This window comes from Priestia sp. YIM B13552, assembly GCF_042787775.1.
Lineage (GTDB): Bacteria > Bacillota > Bacilli > Bacillales > Bacillaceae_H > Priestia > Priestia megaterium_E.
In genome coordinates, this window is sequence record NZ_JBHZOU010000002.1 from 403,365 (window position 1) to 423,035 (window position 19,671).

General features: G+C 39.1%; 19 protein-coding genes. All 19 read right to left on the reverse strand.

Translation table 11 applies throughout. The features are described from left to right. Positions 1-123: 123 nt before the first annotated feature. The gene (locus tag ACFX40_RS08145; protein ID WP_013058796.1) at positions 124-669 is read right to left on the reverse strand and encodes an outer spore coat protein CotE; all 546 of its coding nucleotides are present in this window, start codon (positions 667-669) and stop codon (positions 124-126) included. A gap of 225 nt (positions 670-894) precedes the next feature. Then, positions 895-1,326 (reverse strand): YlbF/YmcA family competence regulator, encoded by a 432-nt coding sequence (locus ACFX40_RS08150; protein ID WP_013058797.1) that lies wholly within the window; start codon positions 1,324-1,326, stop codon positions 895-897. A 1-nt stretch (position 1,327) separates the two neighbouring features. Next, positions 1,328-2,857, reverse strand: a complete 1,530-nt coding sequence (gene miaB, locus ACFX40_RS08155) for a tRNA (N6-isopentenyl adenosine(37)-C2)-methylthiotransferase MiaB (protein ID WP_013084741.1) — start codon at positions 2,855-2,857, stop codon at positions 1,328-1,330. 554 nt (positions 2,858-3,411) lie between these two features. Then, positions 3,412-4,278, reverse strand: a complete 867-nt coding sequence (locus tag ACFX40_RS08160) for a 2-oxoacid:ferredoxin oxidoreductase subunit beta (RefSeq protein ID WP_013058799.1) — start codon at positions 4,276-4,278, stop codon at positions 3,412-3,414. Further along, on the reverse strand, positions 4,265-6,022 hold the full coding sequence (locus ACFX40_RS08165) for a 2-oxoacid:acceptor oxidoreductase subunit alpha (RefSeq protein WP_098331917.1): 1,758 nt from the start codon (positions 6,020-6,022) through the stop codon (positions 4,265-4,267). Before ACFX40_RS08165 ends, ACFX40_RS08160 begins: the two co-directional genes overlap by 14 nt. 17 nt (positions 6,023-6,039) lie before the next feature. Next, a complete protein-coding gene (locus ACFX40_RS08170) occupies positions 6,040-6,216 on the reverse strand; it encodes a hypothetical protein (protein ID WP_162871443.1) in 177 nt (58 codons plus the stop codon). 184 nt (positions 6,217-6,400) lie between these two features. Then, positions 6,401-7,318 (reverse strand): dipeptidase, encoded by a 918-nt coding sequence (locus ACFX40_RS08175; RefSeq protein WP_377237879.1) that lies wholly within the window; start codon positions 7,316-7,318, stop codon positions 6,401-6,403. 75 nt (positions 7,319-7,393) lie between these two features. Next, positions 7,394-7,654, reverse strand: coding sequence for a stage V sporulation protein SpoVS (gene spoVS / locus ACFX40_RS08180; RefSeq protein WP_003181955.1), 261 nt, complete (start codon positions 7,652-7,654; stop codon positions 7,394-7,396). Positions 7,655-7,877: 223 nt separating this feature from the next. Continuing rightward, on the reverse strand, positions 7,878-8,675 hold the full coding sequence (locus ACFX40_RS08185; protein WP_025750269.1) for a TIGR00282 family metallophosphoesterase: 798 nt from the start codon (positions 8,673-8,675) through the stop codon (positions 7,878-7,880). 81 nt (positions 8,676-8,756) lie between these two features. Further along, positions 8,757-10,316: a ribonuclease Y gene (rny, locus tag ACFX40_RS08190; protein WP_013058803.1), complete on the reverse strand. Its 1,560-nt coding sequence runs from the start codon at positions 10,314-10,316 to the stop codon at positions 8,757-8,759. A gap of 280 nt (positions 10,317-10,596) precedes the next feature. After that, the gene (gene recA, locus ACFX40_RS08195; RefSeq protein ID WP_028410857.1) at positions 10,597-11,634 is read right to left on the reverse strand and encodes a recombinase RecA; all 1,038 of its coding nucleotides are present in this window, start codon (positions 11,632-11,634) and stop codon (positions 10,597-10,599) included. A 199-nt stretch (positions 11,635-11,833) separates the two neighbouring features. Then, positions 11,834-13,075, reverse strand: a complete 1,242-nt coding sequence (locus tag ACFX40_RS08200) for a competence/damage-inducible protein A (protein WP_098792064.1) — start codon at positions 13,073-13,075, stop codon at positions 11,834-11,836. A 16-nt stretch (positions 13,076-13,091) separates the two neighbouring features. Next, complete coding sequence (pgsA, locus tag ACFX40_RS08205) at positions 13,092-13,676, reverse strand: CDP-diacylglycerol--glycerol-3-phosphate 3-phosphatidyltransferase (RefSeq protein ID WP_013058806.1); 585 nt, start codon at positions 13,674-13,676, stop codon at positions 13,092-13,094. A 144-nt stretch (positions 13,677-13,820) separates the two neighbouring features. Further along, positions 13,821-14,804, reverse strand: coding sequence for a helix-turn-helix domain-containing protein (locus ACFX40_RS08210; protein ID WP_223546233.1), 984 nt, complete (start codon positions 14,802-14,804; stop codon positions 13,821-13,823). A 12-nt stretch (positions 14,805-14,816) separates the two neighbouring features. After that, on the reverse strand, positions 14,817-15,608 hold the full coding sequence (locus ACFX40_RS08215; RefSeq protein ID WP_013058808.1) for a DUF3388 domain-containing protein: 792 nt from the start codon (positions 15,606-15,608) through the stop codon (positions 14,817-14,819). A gap of 213 nt (positions 15,609-15,821) precedes the next feature. Then, on the reverse strand, positions 15,822-16,082 hold the full coding sequence (locus tag ACFX40_RS08220; protein WP_028410855.1) for a DUF3243 domain-containing protein: 261 nt from the start codon (positions 16,080-16,082) through the stop codon (positions 15,822-15,824). Between the two features lie 65 nt (positions 16,083-16,147). Next, complete coding sequence (gene ymfI, locus ACFX40_RS08225) at positions 16,148-16,873, reverse strand: elongation factor P 5-aminopentanone reductase (RefSeq protein ID WP_334037595.1); 726 nt, start codon at positions 16,871-16,873, stop codon at positions 16,148-16,150. A 63-nt stretch (positions 16,874-16,936) separates the two neighbouring features. Then, the gene (yfmH, locus tag ACFX40_RS08230; protein ID WP_025750276.1) at positions 16,937-18,220 is read right to left on the reverse strand and encodes an EF-P 5-aminopentanol modification-associated protein YfmH; all 1,284 of its coding nucleotides are present in this window, start codon (positions 18,218-18,220) and stop codon (positions 16,937-16,939) included. Continuing rightward, on the reverse strand, positions 18,207-19,502 hold the full coding sequence (gene yfmF, locus ACFX40_RS08235) for an EF-P 5-aminopentanol modification-associated protein YfmF (protein ID WP_013058812.1): 1,296 nt from the start codon (positions 19,500-19,502) through the stop codon (positions 18,207-18,209). Before yfmF ends, yfmH begins: the two co-directional genes overlap by 14 nt. Between the last annotated feature and the right edge of the window lie 169 nt (positions 19,503-19,671).

Consider the following 19,671-nt stretch of genomic DNA (forward strand, 5'->3'; position numbering starts at 1 on the left):
GCATTATTTTCTTTAGATTTACTATACACTGTGGATTCGACAAAAAGCAATATATTTTTTTATTTTTATAAGAATTTTCTTAAAATAGTAAAAATAAAAAAACTAGGAAGAACTTCTTCCTAGTTACTCATCGTCCCCTAATATAAAATCAGGATCCAAATCTTCAAATTCATCGTCATCTACGTCTAAATCAAACTCGTCTTCATCATCGCAGCCTTTCGGATTTACTGCAACACAAACCTTGGTTTCGCCAATCACTTCCGCCAACAATTCTCTCTCTACTTGAACAATCGTTTTATTGCCATTTGGTGAAATTGTGCACTCTAGGCAATTTGGCTGCTGCAGCACGCGAACAATTACTTCGTAATCGTCTCCAATCGAATCTTCGTCTTTATAGCGCAGCTTAATATTATCTTTGTATGATACGGTTTCCGTCCAAACTTCGGTTTTTGTATTATTATTGTACGAATACCAGATGTTAATATCATATCTGCCGTCAACTTCTACATTGCTGCCGCTTTTCTTTGCTTTGTACTCATGGTTAATCACCCAGCACCCTAAGATGCTTGTTGGTCGATTTTTCGGTGCAAGCGTATGAGACGATTGTGTAAACTTGCGACCTTTACCTACGACTGCTTTTGTAATAATTTCTCTATAGTGTTGTGACATGTGAGCATACCCTCCTCAAACTATCTTCATTTCATCCTATGCAGGCTCATTCACTTGTTTGCACATTATTTTTAAGAAACTAGGTTTAAGGCATAAAAAACCTATGTTCCATTGTATGCAAGGATATAGAAAAACGTGACAATTATTAGAGAGAAAATCTGCCCAATTTTCATGCCATGAGATGCACAAAAAAATGCCTCAGCAAATTGCTGAGGCATTTTTTCTTTATGAGCAGCTAGATCCAGGGCTGTTTCGCACCTGTGAACCTGTTTCACCGCGCAGTAAATCACCATCTGTTGACACAATAATTTCATCCGTTACTGTGTTTGAAATAGTGTTAGCAACAAGTTGAAGCAAATCATTCACGTTTATTTGAGACTCTTGAAACTGCTGAATAATCGGCAGTTCGTCCAGCTCTTCCTGTAAGCGATCGATTTTTGCCTCCACTTGTTTTAACGCTTCTGTTTTACCATAATGTTGGAAATTAACAGCTTGTTTTTGCAAACTTTTAATGCTTGCAATGGTTTCACGCACTTTTTGATTTTCGTTAAGCTGAGCTTCGGCACGCTTGAAGAAATCTACTTCTTCCGTTTCAGCAATCATTTTTGCCAGCTCTTGAGCACGTTTAATTACGTCACTCTTGTTATACTGCGCCATATTACTTCACCTCTGCTGTTTCTTCTACCATTTCCCCGTTTAGCGTCCATGTTTTGGCTTTTGTAACTTTTACTTTTACAAGTTGCCCAATCACTGACTTAGGTGCTTTGAAGTTTACAAGCTTACTTTTTTCCGTGTAGCCTGCTAATACTTCCGGATTATTTTTACTTTCACCTTCTACTAATACTTCGACAACTTTACCTTCATATTCCTTCAATTTCTTTGCAGAAATTTCATTTACAAGAGCATTTAAGCGCTGAAGGCGCTCTTTTTTCACTTCCATTGGTACGTTGTCTTGCATCTTAGCAGCTGGCGTACCTTCACGAGGTGAATAGATAAATGTATAAGCACTATCGAATTCAACCTCACGATATAGTGACATTGTTTCTTCAAACTGCTCATCCGTTTCATTTGGGAAACCCACAATAATATCAGTTGTTAATGATGCTGTTGGAATGGCTTCTTTAATTTTACGAACAAGCTCTAAATAATGTTCACGAGAATATTTTCGTGCCATAATTTTTAAGATATCGCTGCTTCCTGATTGAACAGGCAAGTGAATGTGGTCGACAAGATTTCCGCCTTTAGCAAGAACTTCAATTAAACGGTCATCAAAGTCGCGAGGATGACTTGTTGTAAAACGGATACGAGCAACGTCAATTTTACGGATTTCGTCCATTAAGTCGCCTAAGCCGTATGTGATGTCTTCAAAATCTTTTCCGTATGCATTAACATTTTGACCTAAAAGCGTAATTTCTTTGTAGCCTTGAGCAGCTAAATGACGTACTTCTTGGATAATGTCTTCTGGACGGCGGCTTCGTTCTTTTCCTCGCGTATACGGAACGATACAGTACGTACAGAACTTGTCACAGCCGTACATGATGTTAACCCATGCTTTGACGCTGCCTTTACGTGCTCTTGGAAGGTTTTCAATAACGTCCCCTTCTTTAGACCATACTTCAATCACCATTTCTTTTGCTAAGTATGCTTCGTTTAAAATGTGAGGCAAACGGTGAATGTTGTGTGTACCAAAAATCATATCCACGTGTTGATGTTTTTGTAAAATTTTATTTACAACTGACTCTTCTTGAGACATACATCCGCAGACGCCGATCAATAGCTCAGGGCGCTCGCGCTTTAAGGCCTTCAAGTGTCCTAATTCACCAAACACTTTATTTTCCGCATTTTCACGGATCGCACACGTATTCAATAAAATAACATGAGCATCTTCAACAGAGTCAGTTGGCTCGTAGCCAAGGCCTAGAAAAATACCAGCCATTACTTCTGTATCGTGCTCATTCATTTGACAGCCGTACGTACGGATATAAAACTTACGTCCTTGTCCCATCCCGTGAAACTGTTCATCGATTGCAAAATCATTGTGATAGGAAACTTCTTCTTTTCCTCGTTTTTTCGCATCTTTTAAAGAAGGTGGCATGTATACTGTTTGAAAATATTTGCTGTAATCCTTTTCGGATTTTTTGTCCGCTGGATTAACTTGGTTGCTTTCTAAACGTTGTTTTTCGTTCATAAAAAAATCTCCTTTCGCCATGACAATTGTCACGTTGCACCTGTAAATCGCAAAAAAATGTGACAGCTTTATGCTTATGCATAAAACTCATCACATTAACATAGTATATAACTTTCAAGTAGCGAACACAATCATATACCTATTTTCTATACCTGTTTCGTTAAAATTTCATTCGACTTTCGAAACATTTATTAAATCACAAAAAGAGATTGATACATAACTAAATTAATCTATTTTAGAGACGAACAAATGGTATAAAAGAGTTCATGTAAATCGCTTATTCCACCCCTGTTGATTTCCGTGCAAGACTTCGCTTTCCGCGAGCAGCCGATGAGCTTCCTTGTCGCTTCCGCTCCCGCGAGTTCTCACCTATTTCCCTTTTCCCGCAAGGGCCTTCACCTTACTCTCCACTCAACAGCCAGAAGGCACCACTTATATGAAACCTACGTTCGCTATCACTATGAAAAAATCCGAACGAGTTGGATTCTCCATCAAGAATCTCAGTTCACCGTTCGGATTTCCCCTCTACTAAACTGCTTTTATTGCAGCCTCTTTTACATAAATTCAGCTACTAGCTCATCAAATTTTTCCTCAGTCATACCTAAGTCTGCTTTTGACAGCGGCTCTTCACTATAACCGTGAACAAGCTGCTGATACGACGGCTGATGCGCATTTTGATAAATAAGCCCTGTTACTAAGCCGTTATGCTCCATTAACGTCTGCATAGCTTGCATACGATTGTTTGCATCATAACCTTCAATTGTGCTAAGACTAGTTAGGTTTTCTTTAAACCAATCGTACGTGTTCACTTTGTTATACGTTACGCACGGGCTAAATACGTTAATTAAAGAAAAACCTTTATGCTGGATGCCTTGTTCAATTAAGCTTGTTAACTCTTTTAAATTCGTTGAAAAGCTTTGCGCCACAAACGTTGCTCCAGAAGTTAACGCAAGCTCCATGACAGATAAAGACGACTCGATTGATCCTTCAGGCGTACTTTTTGTCTTGAATCCTACTTCACTGCGAGGAGATGTTTGTCCTTTTGTTAAACCATAGATTTGGTTATCCATTACGATATACGTTACATCGATGTTTCGGCGAATCGCATGTACCGTGTGTCCCATACCGATAGCGAACCCATCTCCATCACCGCCAGATGCGATAACGGTTAAGTCACGATTAGCCATTTTTACACCTTGAGCGATTGGAAGCGCACGCCCGTGAATACCATGAAAACCATATGAATTAATATAACCAGAGATACGTCCAGAACATCCAATACCTGAAATAACAGCAAGCTCATGAGGTTCTAAACCTACGTTAGCAGATGCGCGTTGAATGGCTGCTTGTACGGAGAAATCTCCACACCCCGGACACCAGTTAGGTTTTACACTGTTACGAAAATCTTTAAACGTTGCCATTTAACACAAACATCTCCTTACTTTTTGCGTATACTTCTTGCGGAAGAAATGGATTTCCATCGTACTTCAATACGCTTTGAATTTTATCATGACTTGCGATATTCATTTTTAAAATATTAGCAAGCTGTCCAGTAGCATTGTTTTCAACGACGACTACTTTTTTAGCTCCTTGTACGTAAGGAAGCAGTTCGTCAGCTGGGAAAGGATGAATTAAACGAATGTGAGCGTGATTTACTTTTATACCGTCCTGTTCCAAACGTTCCATTGCCTCTTCAATAACTCCACGCGTCGAATTAAATCCAACAAATAAAATATCAGACTCTTTTTCATGAGAGTGAACATGAATTGGCATATTAAAACGAATTCCTTTTGTTTTACGAAGACGCTTATTCATTTGATCATCGCGGTTTACTGGAGATTCAGATGGCTTTCCTGTCTCATCATGTTCTACTCCCGTTACGTGATGAATTCCATGCTTCATTCCTGGAATGACGCGTGGTGATACGCCATCTTCTGTTACGCGGTAGCGCTTGTAGTACTGTTTTTCTTCCAGCTCTTCTAGCTCTCCTTGCTGAAGCTTACCGCGGCGAATTTCAACGCGGTTATAGTCAAGCGGTTCTACTGATTGCTTCCCAAGTGAAAGCTGTAAATCCGTTAGCATAATAACTGGACACTGATATTCTTCTGCTAAGTTAAACGCTTCAATCGTATCGTAGAATGCTTCTTCAACCGTACTTGGCGCCATGACAATCTTCGGAATTTCACCGTGCGTACCGTAAATCATGGCCATTAAATCAGACTGTTCTTGCTTAGTTGGAAGCCCTGTACTTGGACCGCCGCGCTGCGTATCGATAATCACAACAGGCTGCTCAGTGATGCCCGCTAATCCAATCGACTCCATCATTAATGATAGGCCAGGTCCAGCTGATGCTGTCAGCGCACGTACGCCTGCATAGTTAGCTCCGATAGCCATCGTACATGCTGCGATTTCATCTTCTGTTTGAATAACGGTTCCACCGAATTGAGGAAGCTTTTTAATTAAGTATTCCATGATTTCCGAAGCAGGGGTAATTGGATATGCTGGCATAAAACGAGCCCCACCGGCTAAAGCGCCTAGCGCAATCGCATCGTTTCCAATCATAAACATACGTTTTTTACCATCCGCTGGATCTAGTTTCATGGTTTCTAATTGTTCGCCTAGCTGTTCACGAATGTAATCTGCACCTTTTTTAATAGCTTCCATGTTTTTTTGTACAACTTTTTGGCCCTTTTTACCGAAGATTTCAAGCACTACTTCTTCAAATACTTCTGTGTCAATATGAAGCACAGCACTTGAAGCGCCTACAGCAACCATGTTCTTCATTAGCGACGTTCCTAATTCCGTTGCAATTTCCGTAAACGGAACAGCATATAGCGTAGCAGTTGTACATGTTTCGGGCAGACTTGGGTTGAATTTCGCATCTGCAATTACAACGCCTCCTACGCGCAGCTCATGGACATTTACATCAATTGTTTCCTGATCGAACGCAACTAAAATATCCAAATCATCTGACACAGATCGAACCTGAGTTGTACTCACTCGGATCTTATTATTTGTATGTCCACCTTTGATACGAGAAGAAAAATGACGATAGCCGTATAAGTAATAACCTAATCGATTTAAAGCGGTTGAAAAGATTTCTCCCGTACTTTCGATTCCCTCACCCTGCTGTCCGCCAACTTTCCATGAAAGTTGCTGTACCATAAATCAACGCCACTCCTTTAATTGCTCATAATATAGAAATCTATTTTATTGATAAAAACTGAAAAAAGTAAATTAGCAAACGATTTCATTTGCTTCTGCATTTCACGAACCAAAATCATCTGCAAAACTCCCACAGCACCTTGTCGCTGTGCAGGATACGTTTCTGCTTGAGCAGCTCCATAATCCGTTTTCAATTTTATTCCGATTGCCAGAAAAATGCAACCCTTTCCATTGAATTCTCAATCGTTTTAATTATATTTATATTTAATGAATAAGATGAAGTTTTTTAATGATCTTTTCTGCCTTCACATGAGGCATTAGTATATAAATAACTTCTATAAAAAAGAGCTTTTCCAAGAAGAAAAAGCTCTTTTTTTATTAGTTGCATACACGATCAGCAAAGTTTTGAAACAGAAAACGTTTTACCTGCTCTTCAGTGTAATGCTTGAGGAGCTCTTCAATTAAATTCGTATACTGTTCATATCTTCCGAGACGATGAACCGTTTTGTCAATGCCGTCAAAGTCAGAGCCAAAACCAACGGCGTATTCGCCTCCTCTTTCACACATGTAATCAAGATGACGAATCACATCCGCTATTTGCGCTTTGGCAGAACTCGTTAAAAATTCAGGCACAAACGTAATGCCAATCACGCCGTTTCGCTTTATTAAAGCATAAATTTGATCGTCTCTTAAATTCCGGGGATGAGAACACAATACGTGCGAATTGGAATGAGTAGCCACTACATATTGCGCCAGCTCAATCACATCCCAAAAACCTCTTACCGATAAATGAGAGACATCCGTCCACACTTTATGTTCATTATTCAATTCAACAACTTCTCTTCCAAAAGAAGATAACCCCGCGCCTCGAGGTTCTAAAATCCCGTCACACACGGCATTGCTGTAATTCCATGTCAAACCTACTGAGCGTACACCCAGTGAAAAAAGCGTCTTTAAGCGAACTAAACTTGTATCAATGGCATCGCACCCTTCAAGCGTCAGCATTGCTCCTATTTCATCTTTTTTTAAACTATCTATATCGCGCTTTGAACGAACCCATTTCACACCGGAAAGCGATAAAATATGACTCTGAAACAGCTGAATCATTTCTAACGCAACGTCAAAGCGCTGAGCTGCGGGAACCGCTTCTGGAATATAAATAGCGAATAGCTGAACTTTCCCTTTTGCTTTTTTTATTCCTTCTAACGTCACATGCAGCGCTGAATCATATGTAAAAGATAAACGTTTATTTAACCAGAGTTTCATCAATACATCACAATGAGCATCAAATATCACAACCCACACCCCTTTAACTCTATACAAAAAGGACCTGTTTGGCTTCTATGCTTTACAGGTCCGTGGTTTTTATAATTATCGCGGCTCTACAATTAATTTAATGGCTGTTCGCTCTTCTCCATCAATTTGAATATCTGTAAAAGCTGGGATGCAGATTAAATCAACCCCACTTGGTGCAACGAACCCTCTTGCGATTGCTACAGCTTTTACTGCTTGATTAAGCGCCCCGGCCCCAATGGCTTGAATTTCTGCTGCGCCGCGTTCGCGCAGTACGCCTGCTAAGGCACCAGCAACTGAATTTGGATTAGACTTTGCTGAAACTTTTAATATTTCCATATCTAGCTCCTCCTTATTCTTTACAATGTATGATGAGAGATCATTAGACCAATGACTTAATTGATTTCAATGTTACTATATTCACGATATGTCAAACGTATTCCTGCTTGTTTTTCCTAAATATTCAAAAACTTATATTTCTACACCTTTCTTTTTTCTTTTTACGTTTTTGACAAAATAAAAAAGCCAACGTATCGTCTTTCGACACATTGACTTTTTCCCTTTACTCAAAAAACGGATGGTCTTCGTTAATTAAAATCCGCTCTGTTTTTGTTGCTTTCCCCGTCTTTTGATCAATATCAATAACGATTCCACTAAGCTGTGTTCTTCCTTCTTTTGGCACTTCAAATCGAACAGGAAGAGACGTTAAAAAACGCTTAATAACAGCTTCGCGCTCCATCCCTAAAATGCCGTCATATGGTCCCGTCATTCCTACGTCAGAGATGTAAGCTGTTCCTTTTGGCAATATACGATTGTCAGCTGTTTGAACGTGCGTATGAGTGCCGACAACAGCGCTGACACGACCGTCCACATACCAGCTAATCGCTTGCTTTTCACTTGTTGTTTCAGCATGAAAATCAATAAAAATAAGCGAAGTGCGCTGACGTGCTTCTTCAATCAGTTCATCTGCTTTTTGAAATGGACAATCAAGCGGGGCCATAAACGTGCGCCCTTGTAAATTAATCACGGCTACCTCAAGCTGATTATACGTAAAATACGTAATTCCCTTGCCCGGTGTACCTTCAGGAAAATTAGCAGGACGAACAAGATTTTTTGCATCGTCAATAAAATCAAAAATTTCACGTTTGTCCCACGCGTGGTTACCAAGGGTAATAATGTTAGCTCCTGCTTGCAAGAACTGACGATAAATCTTTTCAGTAATGCCTTTTCCTGAAGCTGCATTTTCTCCATTCACAATTGTAAGTCCCGGAGAGTATTTTCTTTTTAATCTTGGTAAATATTCTTCAACCATTTCACGGCCTGGAGAACCAACTACGTCTCCAATAAATAAAATTCTCATGTAAAAGCTCCTATACTTCATTCTTAATCTGCATCTTCATCTCTACGAAAAAAAATAAAGTGGCGAAACGCCACTTCATTTTTATTTTGCATACTCTACTGCTCTTGTTTCACGAATAACGGTTACTTTGATGTGGCCAGGATAGTCCAGCTCATCTTCAATTCGTTTTCGGATATCTCGAGCAAGTCGATGCGCTTCTAGATCACCAATCGTATCTGGTTTCACCATAATACGAACTTCACGCCCTGCTTGAATCGCAAATGATTTTTCAACGCCTTCATAAGACTCTGAAATTTCTTCTAACTTTTCAAGACGACGAATGTAGTTTTCTAACGTCTCACTACGAGCACCTGGTCTTGCAGCAGATAATGCATCCGCTGCTGCAACTAGTACAGCAATGATTGATGTTGGCTCTGTATCTCCATGGTGAGAAGCAATCGCGTTAATAACAACCGGATGTTCTTTATACTTTGTAGCTAATTCAACACCGATTTCTACGTGACTTCCTTCTACCTCATGATCAATCGCTTTACCAATATCATGTAACAATCCTGCTCGTTTGGCTAACGTTTCATCTTCACCTAATTCAGCAGCCATAAGTCCTGATAAATGCGCTACTTCCATTGAATGTTTCAGCACATTTTGACCATAGCTTGTTCTGAATTTTAAGCGACCAAGAATTTTCATCAAGTCTGGGTGCAACCCGTGAACACCGACTTCAAACGTCGTTTGTTCACCAACTTCACGAATATATTCGTCCACTTCACGGCGAGATTTTTCAACCATTTCTTCAATACGCGCGGGATGGATACGACCATCTTGAACGAGTTTATCAAGTGCAATTCTTGCTGTCTCACGACGAATCGGGTCAAATCCTGATAAAATAACTGCTTCTGGCGTATCATCAATAATAAGATCAATTCCTGTCAAAGTTTCAAGCGTACGGATGTTTCGACCTTCTCGACCGATAATTCGGCCTTTCATTTCGTCATTTGGCAAGTTAACAACTGAGACAGTCGTTTCAGCAACATGATCTGCTGCGCAACGCTGAATAGCAAGTGAAAGAATTTCTTTCGCCTTTTTATCGGCGTCTTCTTTTGCACGGTTTTCTGTTTCTTTTACCATTATTGCAATGTCGTGGGAAAGTTCATTTTCAACACGATCTAAAATAATCGCTCTTGCATCTTCTCTTGTTAAGCTTGAAATGCGCTCTAGCTCTGTTTGCTGTGCACGTACTACTTCTTCAACTTTGCTTTCCATCTCTTCAATATGCTGTTGTTTAACAGTAAGAGAATCATCTTTCTTTTCAAGTAACGCTTCACGTTTATCAAGTGATTCGTCTTTACGATCAAGATTTTCCTCTTTTTGCATTAATCGATTTTCTTGTTTTTGAAGTTCTGCTCGACGATCACGAATATCTTGTTCTGCCTCTGTACGAAGCTGATGGATTTCATCCTTCGCTTCTAGTAAAGCTTCTTTTTTCAAAGCTTCCGCCTCGCGGGTTCCTTCATCAATAATTTGTTCTGCACTAGACTTTGCTCCCGCAATTTTAGCTTCAGCAATCGATTTACAAACAAAAAAGCCAACAACTGCACCGACGATTAGGCCAAGCAAAGCGAAGATGATTGTATTAGTATCCATCATTTCACCTCCCCTTGCTATAAACTTGTAAGTTTTAAATTTCATGTCGGCATGTACATCGTATTCACCTTTCAATATACACACAAAGGCTTTTAAACGCTAAAATGTTTTAAAAAGGGAAAATATACATCTTAATTGTAAATCTGTGCATTTTTATTGTCAAGCCTGCCTCTACAGTATATATTGAAATTTCGTATGTTACTTTTCTAGCATTAACAATTTTTACAAAAAAAAGACCCCTTCTTTGAAATAGAGGAGTCTTTTTTTATCTCGCAGCAAATTAAATATTTAAATCGCTTTGATCGTCATCCTCAGGAGCTGGCTCTCCATCTTGATCTAAACCATGATGTTCACGCACTTGTCCCGCAATTTCCTGACGAATATCAGTATTTTCTTTTAAGAATTGTTTTGCATTTTCACGACCTTGACCTAGACGCTCGTCATTATATGAATACCAAGATCCACTTTTTTGAACAATATCTAGTTCAGAAGCGATATCCAAAATTTCTCCCTCTTTTGAAATACCTTCTCCGTACATAATATCTACTTCAGCAGCACGGAAAGGCGGAGCTACTTTGTTTTTCACAACTTTAATTCTTGTTTTGTTACCTACAATATCGTTTCCTTGCTTTAACTGCTCTGCACGACGCACTTCTAGACGCACTGAAGAATAGAATTTAAGCGCACGTCCACCAGGAGTTGTTTCAGGATTACCAAACATAACGCCGACTTTTTCACGAATTTGGTTAATAAAGATAGCGATTGTTTTAGACTTGTTGATAGCTCCAGATAGTTTACGCAATGCTTGAGACATTAAACGAGCTTGTAGACCCACGTGAGAGTCTCCCATTTCTCCTTCAATTTCCGCTTTTGGCACTAATGCTGCTACTGAGTCAACAACAATAATATCTACTGCACCGCTTCGAACTAAAGCTTCAGCGATTTCTAAAGCTTGTTCTCCCGTATCAGGCTGAGATAATAATAGCTCATCAATATTCACACCTAATTTTTGAGCATATACAGGATCTAACGCGTGCTCCGCATCGATAAATGCAGCCTGTCCGCCCTGCTGTTGAACTTCTGCAATCGCATGAAGAGCAACTGTTGTTTTACCTGAGCTTTCTGGACCGTATACTTCAACTACACGTCCACGTGGATATCCACCTACACCTAAAGCTATATCTAACGCTAATGAACCACTTGGAATCGTAGAAATTCTTTTTTCCGTTTGTTCACCTAATTTCATAATTGAACCTTTACCAAATTGCTTTTCAATTTGTTTTAAAGCCATATCAAGGGCTGCTTGACGATCGTTCACTCAATTTCCTCCTCTATCTCTTTGAAATCATCTATAAACTGCAAACTTACTACGATGTAGTAGCAATGTCGAATTAACAACTTTCTATAACTTACTATACTAGTTTTTGAGTCGTTTGACAAGCAAAAAGCGAATAAATGTTCGTTTATTATTTTATAAAAAAAAGGCTGTTTTGGAAAAACCAAACAGCCTTTTTTCTTTATTTCTTTATCATCTTTAATACGTAATGACAGCCATAATTAACCGTTCGTGAACGAATCCCCTGGCGGCTTCCGGATAGCTGCAGGCTGTAAACTTGAGGAGCTTGATCTTTATAGGCTACCCCTATATATACTGTTCCTACAGGATGTCCTTCTTGTTTGGAGGGTCCAGCTACACCTGTAAACCCGATGCCAATATCCGTTTTGTATAACTGTTGAATACGCTGAGCCATTTCAGCCGCGCACTGCTCGCTAACGGCTCCGTACTGATTCAACGTGTGTTCGCTCACTCCGAGAATATTTTGCTTGATTTCATAATGATAGGCGACCAGGCTACCTTTTACAACTTCTCCAGCACCTGAAACAGTTGTTAAACGTTCGCTGAATAAACCGCCGGTTAAACTTTCGGCTGAAGCAATCGTTAATCCTTGTGCCGTTAATTCTTTTACCAATTCATTATGTAAAGAAGTTGCTTCGTATCCATATAAATACTCGCCTACGCGCTCTGAAATGGTTTTTTCCACTTCGTCTAACATGCGCTGTGCTTCAGCAGCATCAGCGTGCTTAGCAGTTAAGCGAAGCGTCACTTCCCCATCTCCTGCTAGCGGTGCAATCGTCGGGTTGGTTTGTGCATCAAGCAAATCTTCAATTTCTGTCTCAAGCTGTGATTCTCCTATTCCGAAAAAGCGAAGAACGCGTGATTCAATACTTTCTTTTAATTCAAGCTTTTGAGCTAAAAATTCTTGGCCATACGATTCATACATTGGATAAAGCTCTTTTGGAGGCCCTGGAAATAGCATATAGTGTTTTCCCTCTACTGTAAGCCCCATACCTGGAGCCATTCCGTAATCGTTAGGGAGCACTGCCGAACCTTCTAGCACAATTGCCTGTTTTTTATTGTTAGGTGTCATGATACGATTTGACTGTTTGAAATAGGCTTCAATACTTTCAAGGGCTTCTGCATTTGTTGTCAGCTCTACTCCTAGCACACTCGCAATTGTTTCTTTTGTTAAATCATCTTTTGTAGGACCAAGCCCGCCTGTGAAAATAATTAACTCCGCACGCCTTTGAGCTGTAGCAATCACTTCTTTTAAGCGCTGTGCATTATCTCCTACTACCGTATGATAGTAAACATTAATTCCAAGTTCGGCTAATTTTTTCGATAAATACTGAGCGTTTGTATTGGCAATTTGTCCAAGCAGCAGCTCAGAGCCGACTCCAATAATTTCAGCGTTCATCATATCATCTCCATCTTACTTATTTTGAGTTAACAAAAGCCTGTTTGTTTTTAGCAAAGTAGTCCCAGCCTGAAATAACCGTAAAAATCACTGAGATCCAAAGCATTACGCTAGCAAATGGAATGGAAACCCATTCAAAAGGCAAGTTATACAACAGAATAGCTGAAATAGCTAAAATTTGAGTCCATGTTTTAATTTTACCTAACATATTTGCTGCTACAACTTCCCCTTCCCCTGCTAGTACAAGTCTTAAACCTGTGATAGCAAATTCACGGCTAATAATGATGATAGCAGCCCATCCTGCACCTGCAATTAAATCTAAGTCAACAATAGCTACAAGCGCAGCTGAAACCAATAGCTTGTCTGCTAGTGGATCTAAAAATTTGCCCAAGTTCGTGACTAAATCGTACTTTCGAGCATAGTATCCGTCTATCCAGTCTGTTGTAGATGCAATAATAAATAATGCTGCCCCTAATAGGTGAGCGATCGGGATTTCTTTTCCTGCTGCCTCCACTGTACCGAATGGTAGCGGCACCATCATAAAAATGAGGAATACGGGAATTAGAAAAATTCGCGAAATGGTAATCTTGTTTGGTAAATTCACTTCTTCTGCCTCCAATTACTGTTACAAACTGAAAGCGTGCAAACGAAGTTGTTTGCACGGCTTTGGTTTTATTATAGCGTGAATGAGTAATTAATTCACATATTATCTTTATTTACACCCTGATCACTTTTTAAAACAGGCTGTTTACTGTGCTTCTGCCGGCTGATATTGAATCGTTACAACTTGTCGAACTTGCTTGGATGAATCAAACGGCAAGTCAACCGCTTTTCCATTTACTTTTAACTCTACTCCAGGTGAATAACCGATGTTGACACGAGCTTCAGTTTCTTTCGTCAAATCAAATTCTTTTGTTTCACCTTTTTTTAGAATGGAGCTAAAGAAAGCATTCCCTTTTCCATTTTTCACATCTAACCAAGTATCTGCTTGAGTGGATGTTACTTCTAGATTAAATGCATCTGTACCGGAAAGAGCATACGTAGCACTTCTGCCTGTTTTTTGAACTTCCTTGTATTCTTGTTTACCGCTGTCTTTCTTTTCTTTTTCCGCTTTTTCTTTCTCAGCTTTTTCTTTTGCGGCTTTTTCTTTTTCAGCTTTTTCTTTTTCTTGTTCTTTCTTATCAGCAGCACTTTGTTCATCTTCTGACTTGCTATTGTCATTTTTTGCAGTAGTTTCATTCGTTTCTTCCTGCGTGTTAGACTGCTGAACTTCACTGTTTGGAGCTTCTTGGTTAGCCTGCTCCTTGTTTTTATCCGAGACGATATTTTGAGCGATTACCCAAATAATAATCCCAACAACTACAACTCCCGCCACCACTAGAACAGTTGGAAGGTAGTCATATGCTTTTGAAACTCCTTTTGTATGCTGAGGAATTTCTTTGCGGCTGCGAACGCGCGAAAGCTGCTGCGGCATGTCTTCTGTTTGAGTTGAAGGAATGTCTGATTTGTATTCTTCAAAAATAGCATCTGTGTCCAACCCAATTGCTTCGCAGTATTGCTTAATAAACGCTCGTACGTAAAATTTCCCAGGCATAACCTCATAATTGCCTTCTTCAATGCCAAGTAAATAGCGTTTTTGAATTTTCGTTAGTTTTTGTAAATCCTCTAACGACAATCCTTTGCTTTCTCGTTCTTGTCTTAACCTTTGTCCTAACTCTGTCAATGCTAACACCTACCAATTATGCTAAAAATCAAACATCGATAATCCACCGTCTTGAAACATTTGAGGACCTTCCATTATTTCATATGTAATTTTCTCATTGGGGTCGTTTCTTATTTCAATAATGTAGGCAAAATCATCTAACGAATACTCGGTATTTTGTACAAATACATCCGGATGCTCCACAATTTTTGTCGCGGGTACATTCATTACTTCTCGAACAAGCTGCCAGTGCTTTTCATTCGCTCGTTTTGTCGATACAATCCCGTCAATAATAAAAATATTATCAGCGTTGTATTCGTCAGCAATAAGCTGACTGCGAATCGTTTGTTTTAAGAGTGTAGAAGACACAAAAAGCCACCTTTTGTTCGCACATACGCTAGCTGCTACAATGGATTCGGTTTTGCCTACTCGCGGCATACCTCGAATGCCGATAAGCTTATGACCGTCTTGTTTAAACAGTTCCGCCATAAAATCTACGAGCAAACCTAATTCATCTCTTACGAAACGGAACGTCTTTTTATCATCTGCGTCCCGCTGAATATAGCGACCGTGACGCACTGCTAACTTGTCACGCAATTTAGGCGGTCTCATTTTTGTCACAATGATATTATCCATTGTTTTCAAAATAGATTCAAGCCTGTCTATTTGCTCATGTGAATCACAGCGCAGCAATAATCCACGGCGAATATCATCCACTCCATTAATTGTGACAATATTAATTGACAACATTCCAAGAAGCGATGAAATATCACCTAAAAGACCTGGACGATTTTTTTGTATTTGATATTCTAAATACCACTCAATTTTCTCCATCAAACCCCTCCCATTTCTTGGCTGGCCTTCGAGAGGTGCCCCCTTTTTTTCACCTAGTTTAACTATAAATGATTTCCATTATATTATAAACCCTAAAGACAAGTAGTTCTACATTTGTTATGTATGTAAGCGCTTATTTATTTGTACTATTTAATTCTAAGAAAAAAGGAGCTTTCACACGCGGTGAATTAGCTCCTTTTTAGAAACGATAACTTATTTTACTGATCCGTTATTTTGAACTAATTTCACCATGCTGCTCGCAATCGCATGCTGCTCTTCTTTAGAAGCAACACTCCAAAGGTCTGCTAAAATTCGCTCTTGATCATTTTTTGCATCAACTTGGTTTGCTAAATATCCACCAATTTGATAAGCAAGATCATGAATAACTTCTTCTTGCATTCCTTCGTTTTGCGCATGATGTAAACGGTCGCCTAAAAAATCTTTCCAGCTATCCCAGCTTTCTAATACTGACATGAGTAGCCCTCCTTAAGGTTTATTCATATCATAGTTTGTACCGTGTTTTTGATTTTATGCACACTTTATATGTACCAACCGCCATTAACCGATAATATTTGTCCCGTTATGTAGGAAGCTCGTGAAGATATTAAATATGAAACGGCATCTGCCACTTCTTTTGGATATCCTATTCTTCCTAAAGGGATCTCTTCAGCCAGCTCTTTAACCTCTTCTTTTGAATAGCTGGCCATCATATCCGTTTCAATCGCTCCGGGGGCAACTCCATTTACTCGAACCCCACTTAGTGCAACCTCTTTTGCCAAAGCTTTTACAAACGTATTTTGTGCACCTTTTACCATGGAATAAAGGACTTCAAATGAAGCTCCTGTAAGTCCCCAAATGGAAGAAATCATGATGATTTGTCCGCTTTTAGCACTAATCATTTTAGGTAATAAAGCTTTGGTAATAACAAAGGGAGCCGTGATGTGAAGATAGATCATTTCTTCAGTTTCTTTTGCCGGAGTATCTGTCATTAACCCGCTAACGCTTCGTCCGCTGTTATGAATAATAACTTCTACCGGAACAATAATTTCCTCTAAAAACTTCTCCACTCCCTCTTTGCATGATAAATCCGCTTGTACCGTAAACACGGTTTTTACCTTTTCCGCAAGCTCATGTGCAAGCGCCTCTATTCTGTCTCTTCGTTGATGGTAATGCAAAATAAGCGAATATCCTTCCTTAGCCAATTGCTTGGCAATCGCTGTGCCAATTCCTCCGCTTGCACCTGTCACAAGGGCAAATTTCTCCATAACCTTCTCTCCTTTACATGCAAAAAAGCTGATGAACATCAGCTTTTTTGGCAACAATCATCTTTATTTAGGTACTACTTCACAAACCGTAAAGTTCTTTTCATCAATAATCTCGTTTAGCACATCTTTTATTTCGTTCACCTTCAGTTTTTCCAGCGTTTCAACAATATCAAATAAATTCATATCATTAAATGCATAGCGTGTAAACTGATTAGCTATAAACTCAGGTGAGTTTAATGAACGTAAAAACCCGCCGATTTTCTTTTTACGGATACGCTCAAGTTCTTCTTCTGTTAGTGATTTTGTTTTCATTTCAAGTAAAATTTGTTTAACTCGATCATACAGCTGCTCCGGTTGGTCCGTATCTCCTCCGATAAGAGCAAAACCAAATCCTCTTTCCTCCGTATAATCATAAGCAAATGTTTCATCAATGAGCCCGTCTGCATATAACTCCTCATAGTACGAAGAGCTTTTACCAAATGCGTAATCTAAAATAATATTCATTGCTAACTCATATTTAAGCATTTCTCCACCTGAACGCTGCGGGTTTTTCGCTTTTAGACCCACCATACATTTAGAAGACTGCACCGGCATTTTTAGTACTTGTTTTTCTTGATCCACCGTTTCAGGCTCTTCGTCAAAATGACGCTGTATGTCAGAGATTTCTTTATAATCTTTTTTCTGCTGATTGTCTCGAACTTGCTTCATTACCTTTTCCGCATCAACAGGACCTACAATGAACAACAGCATGTTGCTTGGATGGTAGAATGTTTCATAGCATGTATACAGCAAATCTTTATTAATATGTGAAATCGATTCAATCGTGCCGGCAATATCAATTTTAACAGGGTGGTTTTTGTACATATTTTGAATGGTGCCAAAATACAAGCGCCAGTCCGGATTGTCGTCATACATTGTAATTTCTTGACCGATAATGCCTTTTTCTTTTTCGACCGTTTTTTCTGAGAAGTACGGCTCTTGTACAAAGTCCACTAATGTTTCAAGGTTTTCTTCAAAATTTGACGTACAGCTGAATAAGTAAGCTGTGCGGGTAAAAGAAGTAAATGCATTGGCCGAAGCGCCTTGTTTACTAAACTGCTGAAAGACATCCCCGTCTTCTTTTTCAAATAATTTATGCTCTAAAAAGTGTGCGATTCCGTCCGGAACTTTTGTCATTTCATTTTCATTTAGCGGTACGAATTGATTGTCAATCGATCCGTAGTTCGTTGTAAAGGTAGCAAACGTTTTGTTAAACTCCGGCTTTGGCAAAATATATACCTGTAGCCCGTTATCCATTTTTTCATGATACAGCTGTTCCTGAAGCTGCGAAAATTCAATTTTCTCCATTTTCTTCACCGCCCGTTCCTGTTAAGAAATAAATTGTATCCATTTCAATTTTCTCAGCCACTTTAATAATTTCCTGCTTAGATACCGCATCAATATGCTTTAAGTATTCGTCAATTGAAATGTCTTTGCCTGTTAATTCATTATGATACATAACCTCTACTAGTCCTCGTGGAGTATCCACCGTTTCAAGCAGCTGATTGTGAATGACGGCTTTTGTTTGAGCGATTTCGCCGTCTGTGAACGACCCTTGCTTCATCTCCTGCATTTGTTCTTTAATAATGGTCACGGCTTGGTCGTAATTTTTAGCATCAATACCCGACATCACCATCAGTAACCCCTTATGACTTTCTACCCTTGAAGCGGCATAATAGGCTAAGCTTGCTTTTTCACGCACATTGATAAATAGCTTAGAATGTGAGAAACCTCCGAATATACCGTTAAATACTTGCAGAGCAAAATACTGCCTATCTCCGTATACAACATTTGTGCGGTAGCCAATATTTAATTTCCCTTGTTTTACTTCTTGTTTTTCCACTACTTCATTTACTTTTGAGATATCTTTAGACGTAATAGAATCTTCAATGTCTTTTTGCTCGCGCTTTGGCAACGTAAATGTTTCTTTTACTGTTTGTAAAACCTCTTCGACTTGCAAATCTCCAATAGCATAAAGGTGAATGGCATCTTCTTTTAACACCTGCTGATAATAGGCGTACAAACTTTCACCTGTAATTTCTTCCACGTCGTCAATTTGACCGTTTACATGTAAAGAGTAAGGTTCTTCTTTACACATTTCTTCAACTAGTCTTAAATTAGCATAGCGCATTTTATCATCAAATACGGCTTGAATTCTCTGACGAAGCGAACGCTTTTCTTTTGTCATAATATCCTTTAAAAAAGAGTCCCCTTCAACTGCTGGCTTTAATAAAATATCGCCAAGAAGCGCTAACGCTTTTTGCAAAAGCGGAGTTGAATCTTTCAAATATTTTTCGTTCGCTATATCAATGCGAATCGTAATATCGTGGTTATCACCTTTTTTTGTTAAGTCTACTTGTAAAGTAGCACCATAAAGCTCATCTAAATATGTACGAAGCTTTGTCGTAGACGGCAGCGACTCGGTAGCGCTTTGAAGCACATAAGGTAAAAGGGCACGCATTGTCACCGTTTTCTTATCTAAAGGGGCATTTAGTTTTAAAATGAACGTGTTTGTTTTGTACTTAGCTGTTTGAATGGTATGAACAGTCAATCCTTCTAGTTCATGTTTTTGTTCAGTCAATAATTTCATATATAAACCTCCTTTTAAATTTTGATGTATTAACTAGACAATACTTCTATTTTGAATCTTTAACGCTAATTTTAGTCTTATAACCACTATATCGAATTCAAGGAAACATTTTCAAGTAACTTGCCGCGCGCTTCCTCATTTCTTTTCATATTCTTTCTCTCAATGAAAA

Excerpts from the sequence above, each read along its gene's own strand:
- ACFX40_RS08145 (WP_013058796.1), bottom strand. The coding sequence starts at position 669 with ATGTCACAACACTATAGAGAAATTATTACAAAAGCAGTCGTAGGTAAA.
- ACFX40_RS08150 (WP_013058797.1), bottom strand. The coding sequence starts at position 1,326 with ATGGCGCAGTATAACAAGAGTGACGTAATTAAACGTGCTCAAGAGCTG.
- miaB (WP_013084741.1), bottom strand. The coding sequence starts at position 2,857 with ATGAACGAAAAACAACGTTTAGAAAGCAACCAAGTTAATCCAGCGGAC.
- ACFX40_RS08160 (WP_013058799.1), bottom strand. The coding sequence starts at position 4,278 with ATGGCAACGTTTAAAGATTTTCGTAACAGTGTAAAACCTAACTGGTGT.
- ACFX40_RS08165 (WP_098331917.1), bottom strand. The coding sequence starts at position 6,022 with ATGGTACAGCAACTTTCATGGAAAGTTGGCGGACAGCAGGGTGAGGGA.
- spoVS (WP_003181955.1), bottom strand. The coding sequence starts at position 7,654 with ATGGAAATATTAAAAGTTTCAGCAAAGTCTAATCCAAATTCAGTTGCT.
- ACFX40_RS08185 (WP_025750269.1), bottom strand. The coding sequence starts at position 8,675 with ATGAGAATTTTATTTATTGGAGACGTAGTTGGTTCTCCAGGCCGTGAA.
- rny (WP_013058803.1), bottom strand. The coding sequence starts at position 10,316 with ATGGATACTAATACAATCATCTTCGCTTTGCTTGGCCTAATCGTCGGT.
- ACFX40_RS08200 (WP_098792064.1), bottom strand. The coding sequence starts at position 13,075 with ATGATGAACGCTGAAATTATTGGAGTCGGCTCTGAGCTGCTGCTTGGA.
- ACFX40_RS08215 (WP_013058808.1), bottom strand. The coding sequence starts at position 15,608 with ATGGAGAAAATTGAGTGGTATTTAGAATATCAAATACAAAAAAATCGT.
- ACFX40_RS08220 (WP_028410855.1), bottom strand. The coding sequence starts at position 16,082 with ATGTCAGTATTAGAAAGCTGGGATAGCTGGAAAGATTTTTTAGGCGAC.
- ymfI (WP_334037595.1), bottom strand. The coding sequence starts at position 16,873 with ATGGAGAAATTTGCCCTTGTGACAGGTGCAAGCGGAGGAATTGGCACA.
- yfmH (WP_025750276.1), bottom strand. The coding sequence starts at position 18,220 with ATGGAGAAAATTGAATTTTCGCAGCTTCAGGAACAGCTGTATCATGAA.
- yfmF (WP_013058812.1), bottom strand. The coding sequence starts at position 19,502 with ATGAAATTATTGACTGAACAAAAACATGAACTAGAAGGATTGACTGTT.